The sequence below is a fragment of the Micromonospora sp. NPDC023814 genome (genome assembly GCF_040639595.1).
In the GTDB taxonomy this organism is placed as follows: domain Bacteria; phylum Actinomycetota; class Actinomycetes; order Mycobacteriales; family Micromonosporaceae; genus Micromonospora.
Map to the genome: position 1 here is coordinate 1 of NZ_JBFAAF010000136.1, position 7,812 is coordinate 7,812.

A 7,812-nucleotide genomic window follows, 5' to 3' on the forward strand; every position below is an offset into this window, starting at 1 on the left:
ATGCCGCTGACCGAGGCCGCGCAGACGGTGCAGGTGTCGGCGTACCCGGACCACTACGCCCAGTGGGAGCAGCAGGCCGCCGACCTGGTCGCCGAACACTGGAACAGCTGACGACAGGTGCATGACGCCGCTGGCCGGTACCCCGTGCGGGGTGCCGGCCAGTGGCGTCCTCGCATCCGGGGGAGGCGTGCGGGTGGCGCGTTCAGCGGCGGTGGCCGAGGGTGACGTCCACCAGGGCGGCGACCAGCGCCAGCGCGATGACCGCGGCGGCCAGCAGGAGGGAGTGCCGGAAGGCGATGGCGTAGTCGCCGTCGCTGCCGGCCAGCGACGAGAAGAAGACCGAGCCGACGGCGGCGATGCCGGCGGCGGAGCCGATGCGTTGGCCGGTCTGCAGCATGCCCGCGCCGCTGCCCGCCTGCGGCACCGGCACCTGGGACAGGGTGAGGGTCTGGTTCGGGGCGATCACCAGGCCGCTGCCCAGCCCGGCGACCAGCAGCGGTGCCGCGGTCAGCCACGGCACCACGGCGCCGGCGGGCGCCAGGGCGAGCACGCCGACCACTGCGCCGAGCCCGACGACCACGGTGAGCAGCCCGACCGCGACCAGCGGCCGGCCGAAGCGGTTGACGATCCGGCCGCCGAGGGCGGACGCGGCGGCCGAGCCCAGCGCGAACGGGGTGATGGCCACGCCGGCGACCAGCGCGCTGTAGCCGAGGCCGTTCTGAAGGTAGAGCGTGAAGATGAAGAAGATCGCGGTGAACCCGCCGAAGTAGACCAGCGCGATCAGTGATCCGAGGGCGTACGACCGGAAGCGGAACAGGCGCAGGTCGAACAGCGGATCCCGGCGCCGGGCGTACCACCGTTCCCAGGCCCCGAACCCGGCCAGGGCGAGCAGCCCGGCCGGCACCAGCAGCCACTTCGCGCGGCTCTGCCACTGCTGCTGCACCAGCGGCAGCAGCACCAGCAGCACGCCGAGCCCGAGCAGCAGCACTCCGACGGGGTCCAGCCGCCGGTGGTCCGCGGGGCTCGCCCGACGGCCGGGAAGCAGCCGCCACCCGAGGGCCACCGCCACGATCCCGACGGGCACGTTGACGAAGAACACCCAGCGCCAGCCGTGCTCCTCGCCGCCGACGGCGATCAGCAGGCCGCCGAGCAGCGGGCCGACGGCGGTGGAGATGCCGATGGTGGCGCCGAGCAGGCCGAACGGGCGGCCCCGCTCGGGCCCCCGGAACAGCTCCTGGATCAGGCCGGTGACCTGCGGGTTGACCACTCCGGCGGCGGCGCCCTGGAGCAGTCGGGCCGCGACCAGCCACGCGGGGGAGGCGGCCAGCCCCGCGAGGGCGCTGGCGAGCGTGAACAGGGCGATCCCGAAGACGAACGCGGTGCGCCGGCCGCGCGCGTCGCCGAAGCGCCCGGCGGGAACCAGCACCAGCCCGAACGTCAGGGCGTACCCGGAGAGCACCCACTGCAGGTCGCTGGGGGAGGCCCCGAGGGCGCGGTCCATCGAGGGGACGGCGACGTTGACGATGCTCACGTCGAGCAGCGTCATGAAGGCGGCGACCAGCCCGACGCCGAGGGCCTGCCAGCGCCGCCGGTCGTCCGGGGAGGCGGTGTCGGCCGGTCGCGGCGTACGCGCCGCGCTCATCGTGTCTCCCGTGGACCGGTGGTCGGGCATCGCTGTCCGCTACCCCGGTCCCCGGGAGGCGAATCGTGGCGGGCCGCCCGCCGGGTCACGCCAACTGTTGGGCGCAGAACCGGGGGCCGAAGTCCAGCCCGACCATCGGCGAGTCCTCGCGGTGCAGCAGGTTCTTCTCGGTGAGCAGGTGCAGCGGCTCGCGCAACTGCTCCTCGGTCAGCCCGGCCTCCTCGGCGATCAGGTCCGGGTACGGCACCTGCCCGCGGGCCTCCAGGGCCGCGACGGCGTCGTACACCCGTTCCTCGACGTCCGACAGTTGGACCTGCCGCATGATGTCCTCCTTCGCCTTGCCCGCCCCGCGGGCGGTTGCGCCGCGCGGTTACCCCGTGGCCGGCCGAAGATGCCCACCCGATCGGGCGGTGATCCGGTCGCGCTGACGCCCCCGCAACCGGCCTCCTGGCATACGCTGCACCGGTGATCATCTGGGATCTCGCCGTCGTCGGCGCCGGCCCCGCCGGCCTCTCCGCCGCCCATGCCGCCGCCCGCGCGGGCCTGCGCACGCTCGTGTTGGAACGGGCCGCGCACCCCCGCTACAAGACCTGCGGGGGCGGCCTGATCGGCACCTCGCTCGCGGTGGTCGCCGACCGGATCGACGTCCCGGCGCACGACCGGGTGGACCGGGTGACGTTCACCCGGGACGGGCGACGCCGGTTCACCCGACGGCACCCCGACGGTCCGCTGGTGACGATGGTGCGGCGTGAGGAGTTCGACGATCGGCTGCGCGCGGCCGCGGCCGGGGCCGGCGCCGAGGTCCGCGAGCGCGCCGCGGTCCGCGCCGTCGAGCAGGACCCCGAGGTCGTACGCCTGCGGCTGGCCGACGGGGAGACGGTGCGGGCGCGGGCCGTGGTCGGCGCGGACGGCTCCTCGGGCGTGACGGCCCGGCACGTGGGGGTCCGCCACCGGCAGGTCGACCTGGGGCTGGAGTTGGAGCTGCCGGTGCCGCCGCGGGAGCAGGACCGCTGGCGGGGCCGCGTGCTGCTGGACTGGGGCCCGCTGCCCGGCTCGTACGCCTGGGTCTTCCCGAAGGGCGACCTGCTCACGGTCGGTGTGATCGCCGGGCGGGGCGAGGGGGAGCGGACCCGGGCCTACCTGCGCGCGTTCGTCGACCGGCTGGGTCTGTCGGGGGTGGAGCCGGCGCACGACTCGGGGCACCTGACCCGCTGCCGCGCCGAGGACTCCCCGCTGCGCCGGGGCCGGGTGTTGGTGGCGGGTGACGCGGCGGGACTGCTGGAGCCGTGGAGCCGGGAGGGCATCAGCTACGCGCTGCGCTCCGGCGAGCTGGCCGGCGCCGCGGTCGCCGCGGGTGACCTGGCGTGCTACGAGCGTGCGGTGGCGGGGGACCTGGTGCCCTCGATGCGCGCGGGGCACCGGCTGCTGGACGTGTTCGCGCGGCGGCCGGAGGTCTTCCACGCGCTGCTGGCGACCCCGCCGGGTTGGCGGATGTTCGTGCGGTTCTGCCAGGGGCGGGCGAGCTTCGACGAGACGTTGGGCCGGGCACCGGTAAGGGCGGCGCTGGCACTGCTGGACCGGCTGCCGGCCCCCCGCGCGCCGCTGGCGAAGCTGCCGTCCTGACCGGGGCGGACGGATGCACCCGGCCCCGCCCTTCCGGCCAGGATCCTAGGATGCCTTAGGGGTGGTGACGCCGGGCGCCACGGGCGGAGAATGACGGCGTCGAGGGGGAGAGCAGATGGCAGAGGACCGCTCCGAGTCGCCGTTCACCGACGACGAGTACGCCTTCCTGCGACACGTGCGCTTCGGCGAGATGCCGTCGGCGGTCCCGCCGGAGGATCGGGTCGCGCTGACCGAGACCGAGCCGCGCCGGGACCGACCGGATTCGGAGGCTTCGGACCGGTGGGACCTGCGGCACGGCGCCTGACGGCGCGTCGCGCGCGGCGGCGCCTCGTCCACGCGCGACCCGCCCGCGATGCGGCCCGGTACGCGGACGGGCCGCGGGCGATCCGCCCACGGCCCGTTCGGTGATCGCCGGTCAGAAGACCGGCACGCCCGCGCGCACCAGCTTCCAGTTCGGCTGGTAGAAGTCGGCCGGGTCGATCGCGCCCCTGGCCTGCGCCCAGTCGATCAGCAGTTGACGGATCTCCTGCTGCTCGTTGTAGACCTGGGTCTTCACGATGCCGGGGAAGTTGCCGCCGCCGCTGCGGCGGTAGTTGTTCACCGCCACCACGAACTGCGCGTTGTCCGCCACCGGGGTGTCGGTGCCGGGCAGCACCAGGCGGGTGATGCGCTGGCCCACCGGCCGGGAGATGTCGATGTCGTACTCCAGACCGGAGAAGACGTCGTAGTTGTAGTCCGGCACCGCCGGGTCGCTGATCGTCTCCGGGTCGACCGGGGCGCCCGGGGCGAGGGACCGGAAGTACTTCGCCGAGTACTCCAGGTAGGTCCGTACCTCGGCGCCGCTGAGCACGACGGCCTCGAGGGTGTTGTCGAAGACGTACAGGCCGGCCACGTCGCGGATCTTCACGTCGCCGGCGGGGAAGACCGCGGTCCGGCTGAACGGCGCCGCGATCGACAGCACCGGCAGCCCCGCGTACGACGTGCCGGCGAGCGCCTGGCCGACCACCTCGGTCTGGACGTGGTTGATGAAGTCCAGGATCGGGGTGTCCTTGTACCTGCTTTCCGCCGCTGACAGTTCCACGGTGGAGCGCGCCACGACCTGGTTGACGTACGCGACGGTCTTCTGGTGCTGGGCCCGCACGGCGGCGAGGACCTTCGGGTCCTCGACCACTGTGTTGGTGTTCAGCAGGGCGGCGGTCTTCTTGGTGATCTTCCACCGGCCCCTCTCGCGGGCCAGCGTGAAGTCCATCCGGCTCAGCCGCTGGCCCCATTTCGACGGCTCGGTGAGCAGCACCTGCTCGCCGGTCCGCGCGTTGGTCACGAACTTCTCGGCGACCTCGGCGTGGGCGTGGCCGAAGAGGATCGCGTCGATGCCGGGGACCTGCTCGGCGATGAGCGCCGTCGGGTTCTCGTTCGGCAGCTCCGGGCCGTAGCTGGAGGTGCCGCTGTCGCCGCCGTGCGCGGAGATCAGCACGATGTCGGCGCCGCGTTCCCGCATGATCGGGACGTACTTGGCGGCCGTGGCGATCATGTCGTCGAACCGCAGTCGGCCCTCGACGTTGGCCTTGTCCCAGATCGCGCTGCCCGGGTTGGTCAGGCCGAGGATGCCGACCCGCAGCGGCGGCGCGGCGAAGCCGACGGAGACCTTCTTGATGACGAACGGCAGGAAGGCCGGCTTGCCGGTGGCGACGTTGACGGCGTTGGCCGCCAGCGCCGGGAAGCCGAGCTGCGAGATCCACTTGGCCAGCAGCGGCAGGCCGTAGTTGAACTCGTGGTTGCCGAGCGTCACGGCGTCGTACCCGAGCAGGTTCATGGCGTTGGCCATCGGGTGCGTCGCCCCGGTGGTGGTGATCGGCTCCTGCTTGGCGTAAAAAGTGGCCAGCGGCGTGCCCTGGATGGTGTCGCCGGCGTCGAGCACCAGCGTCGCCTTGCCCCGCCGCTCGGCGCGGATCTGGTTGACGAGGGTGGCCAGCTTGGCGACGCCGACGTCGTTGTGCTTGCTGTCGTCGTACTCGGCGTCCTTGTAGTAGTCCCAGTTGTAGACGTTGCCGTGGGTGTCCGAGGTGCCGAGGATCGTGAGGTCCCAGGTCCGCGACCGGGCCGCGCCGGCCGCCTGGGCGGGGGTGGCGGCGATCAGCGGGACGCTCGCCGCCGCGGCCGCGGCGGCGAGCACCGTCCGACGCGACGGGCCGGAGGGAGAGGTCATGACGTGCCCTTCCATGGGGGTCGGGGCGCCTGGTGGGCGCCGAGCGCACCCTAACGAGCGGCCGTCACTCCTGCCACAGCAGCCCGAGGTGTTTCACAACCCCAGCGGCCGCGGGCGCTCGTGTAACACCGCCCGGGCCGTTTCCGCCCGCCGGCTCAGGGTAGGGCGGTGGGATACCAGGAACCCGACAGGTGCGCGAGGAGACGTCGGTGAGCGAGGACCAGCACACCCAGCAGGACCCCACCAGCCAGTACGGCCAGCAGGAGGGGCAACCGGGGCAGCAGCAGACGCCGCCCGGCGCGACCGGCAAGATGACCCCGAAGCCGGACCACGGCGAGGAGTCGTACCACGGCAGCGGCAAGCTCGACGGCCGGCGGGCCGTGATCACCGGTGGCGACTCCGGCATCGGCCGCGCGATCGCCATCGCGTACGCCCGGGAGGGCGCCGACGTGCTCATCTCCTACCTCGGCGAGGAGGAGGACGCCGACGCCCGGGAAACCGTCCGGCTGGTCGAGGAGGCCGGCCGCAAGGGCGTCGCCGTGCGCGGCGACATCACCGACCAGCAGCACTGCGAGGAGCTGATCGAGCGGGCCGTGCGGGACCTCGGCGGGATCGACATCCTGGTCAACAACGCCGCCCACCAGATGGCGCAGGAGAAGGGCATCCTCGGGATCAGCGACGAGCAGTTCGACCGGGTGCTCAGGACCAACCTGTACGCCATGTTCTGGCTCTGCAGGGCGGCGGTGCCGCACATGCCCGAGGGCTCGGCCATCATCAACACCTCGTCGATCCAGGCGTTCGACCCGTCGCCGCAGCTGCTGGACTACGCCACCACCAAGGCGGGAATCGCCAACTTCACCAAGGCGCTCGCCGCCGACCTGGCGAAGCAGGGGATCCGGGTGAACGCGGTGGCGCCCGGCCCGATCTGGACGCCGCTGATCCCGGCGACCATGCCGCAGAAGAAGGTCGAGCAGTTCGGCCAGGACACTCCGGAGGGACGCCCCGGTCAGCCGGCCGAGTTGGCCCCGGCGTACGTCTTCTTCGCCTCCCAGGAGTCCAGCTACGTCACCGGCGAGGTCCTCGGCGTGACGGGCGGCCGCCCCACCAAGTAGCCCCCGCGCCCCCGCGCCCCCGCGCCCTCGGGTCAGCGGGTCAGTGGGTCAGCGGGGCCAGGCGGCGAGGCGGGCGCGAACGCGGGCGACGGCGGCGGCGTCCAGGCCGTAGCGGGCGAAGCGCCGGTCCGGCAGCCGGTCCAGGTAGCGGCCGGCGGCGCGGACGTCCGACGGATCCAGGGCCGGGTCGAGCTGGCGGGCCAGCTCCAGCAGCTCCGCCACGTCGTGCTGCTCCAGGGCCGCCGCCACGTCGATGTAGTCCCGGACCTCCCGCCGGTTCACCAGTGCGGCGGTCTTGTTCGCCATCAGGTCCCGTACGTCCATCACCGGGCCGAGGTCCATCACCACCGGGCTGCGGTGCCGGTCGAGGCGGGCCAGGCTGAGCCGGATCCGCCGCCCGTCCCGGCTCACCACGAAGTCCTTCAGGTCCCGGTCGAACCCGTCGAACAGCTCGGCCAGCTCGCTGTCCGGGTCGGCGTCGCTCACCTCGAACCCGGCCCGCTCCAGCGCCGACCGCACCCCGTCCGCCGCCGCGGCGGCCGCCCCCTCGACGTCGGCGAAGAGGTCCACGTCCTCGGTCGGACGGGTCACCAGCCCGTGCGCCGCCCAGGCCACCCCGCCACCGAGCACGAACCGGTACGGCCCGGCGGCGGACAGGGCGACGCGGGCCACCTCCCGGTAGAAATCGTGCGGGTGCGGGCCGCTCACGCCGTACGCAGACCCCGGTGGCGGATCTCCCACGCCTGGCGTACGCCCCTGGGGAGGTTGAGCAGCCGCCACACCCGGCGCAGGGTGCGCCCGTTGATGAGCACGCGGAGGTCCTCCGCGCGGGTGGTCTCCCGCAGGACGTTCTCGTACATCCAGAGCAACTCGTCCGGGTCGCCCAGGTCGAACGTGCGGTCGGCGTTCCACATCAGCCGCACGGGCAGCTCCACGACGCCGCGGGTGGGGCCGGCGAGCTCGGTGAGCGTCCGGGTCACCACGGCGGGCCGGCCCGGGCGGGCCAGGGGGGCCACGCGGGTCGCGGTGGGGGAGAGGCCGTGCATGGTGTCAGGGTAACCCCAGGTCCGCGGATTGTCGGTGCTGGCTGGGCTGGGTTTTGTCGGTGGCCCGCGGTGGTTGGTGTGGTTCGCGGTGGGGTGTTGGGTTGCGGTGCGTGGTGGTGGGGGTGTGGCCCGCCGTGCCCGGCTCCGGGCGGTCAGGCTTGATCCCTGCGCCGGGCACGGCGG

8 protein-coding genes are annotated in these 7,812 nt (G+C 73.5%); 3 read left to right on the forward strand and 5 right to left on the reverse strand.

Going from position 1 to position 7,812, the window contains the following annotated elements; all coding sequences use genetic code 11:
* Window positions 1-202 precede the first annotated feature (202 nt).
* Both AB0G14_RS34045 and AB0G14_RS34050 read right to left on the reverse strand, forming a co-directional pair.
* Window positions 203-1,642, reverse strand: a complete 1,440-nt coding sequence (locus tag AB0G14_RS34045; protein WP_357704653.1) for an MFS transporter — start codon at window positions 1,640-1,642, stop codon at window positions 203-205.
* Between the two features lie 85 nt (window positions 1,643-1,727).
* Complete coding sequence (locus tag AB0G14_RS34050; protein ID WP_357704655.1) at window positions 1,728-1,964, reverse strand: hypothetical protein; 237 nt, start codon at window positions 1,962-1,964, stop codon at window positions 1,728-1,730.
* A 143-nt stretch (window positions 1,965-2,107) separates the two neighbouring features.
* On the opposite strand from AB0G14_RS34050, the gene AB0G14_RS34055 reads away from it, so the two are divergent.
* Both AB0G14_RS34055 and AB0G14_RS34060 read left to right on the forward strand, forming a co-directional pair.
* Complete coding sequence (locus AB0G14_RS34055) at window positions 2,108-3,265, forward strand: geranylgeranyl reductase family protein (protein ID WP_357704657.1); 1,158 nt, start codon at window positions 2,108-2,110, stop codon at window positions 3,263-3,265.
* Between the two features lie 115 nt (window positions 3,266-3,380).
* On the forward strand, window positions 3,381-3,569 hold the full coding sequence (locus AB0G14_RS34060; protein WP_357704659.1) for a hypothetical protein: 189 nt from the start codon (window positions 3,381-3,383) through the stop codon (window positions 3,567-3,569).
* 111 nt (window positions 3,570-3,680) lie between these two features.
* Here the strand turns inward: AB0G14_RS34060 and AB0G14_RS34065 are convergent, their stop codons facing one another.
* Entirely contained in the window at window positions 3,681-5,471 is a 1,791-nt protein-coding gene (locus AB0G14_RS34065) for a 5'-nucleotidase C-terminal domain-containing protein (protein ID WP_357704661.1), read from the reverse strand.
* A gap of 209 nt (window positions 5,472-5,680) precedes the next feature.
* Between AB0G14_RS34065 and AB0G14_RS34070 the strand changes: the two genes are divergently transcribed.
* On the forward strand, window positions 5,681-6,583 hold the full coding sequence (locus AB0G14_RS34070) for an SDR family oxidoreductase (protein ID WP_357704663.1): 903 nt from the start codon (window positions 5,681-5,683) through the stop codon (window positions 6,581-6,583).
* Window positions 6,584-6,631: 48 nt separating this feature from the next.
* Here the strand turns inward: AB0G14_RS34070 and AB0G14_RS34075 are convergent, their stop codons facing one another.
* Window positions 6,632-7,291 carry a nucleotidyl transferase AbiEii/AbiGii toxin family protein gene (locus AB0G14_RS34075; RefSeq protein ID WP_357704665.1) on the reverse strand — a complete coding sequence of 220 codons (660 nt, stop codon included), beginning with the start codon at window positions 7,289-7,291 and terminating at the stop codon, window positions 6,632-6,634.
* Complete coding sequence (locus tag AB0G14_RS34080) at window positions 7,288-7,629, reverse strand: hypothetical protein (RefSeq protein WP_350712699.1); 342 nt, start codon at window positions 7,627-7,629, stop codon at window positions 7,288-7,290. The genes AB0G14_RS34075 and AB0G14_RS34080 overlap by 4 nt, the downstream gene beginning before the upstream one ends.
* Between the last annotated feature and the right edge of the window lie 183 nt (window positions 7,630-7,812).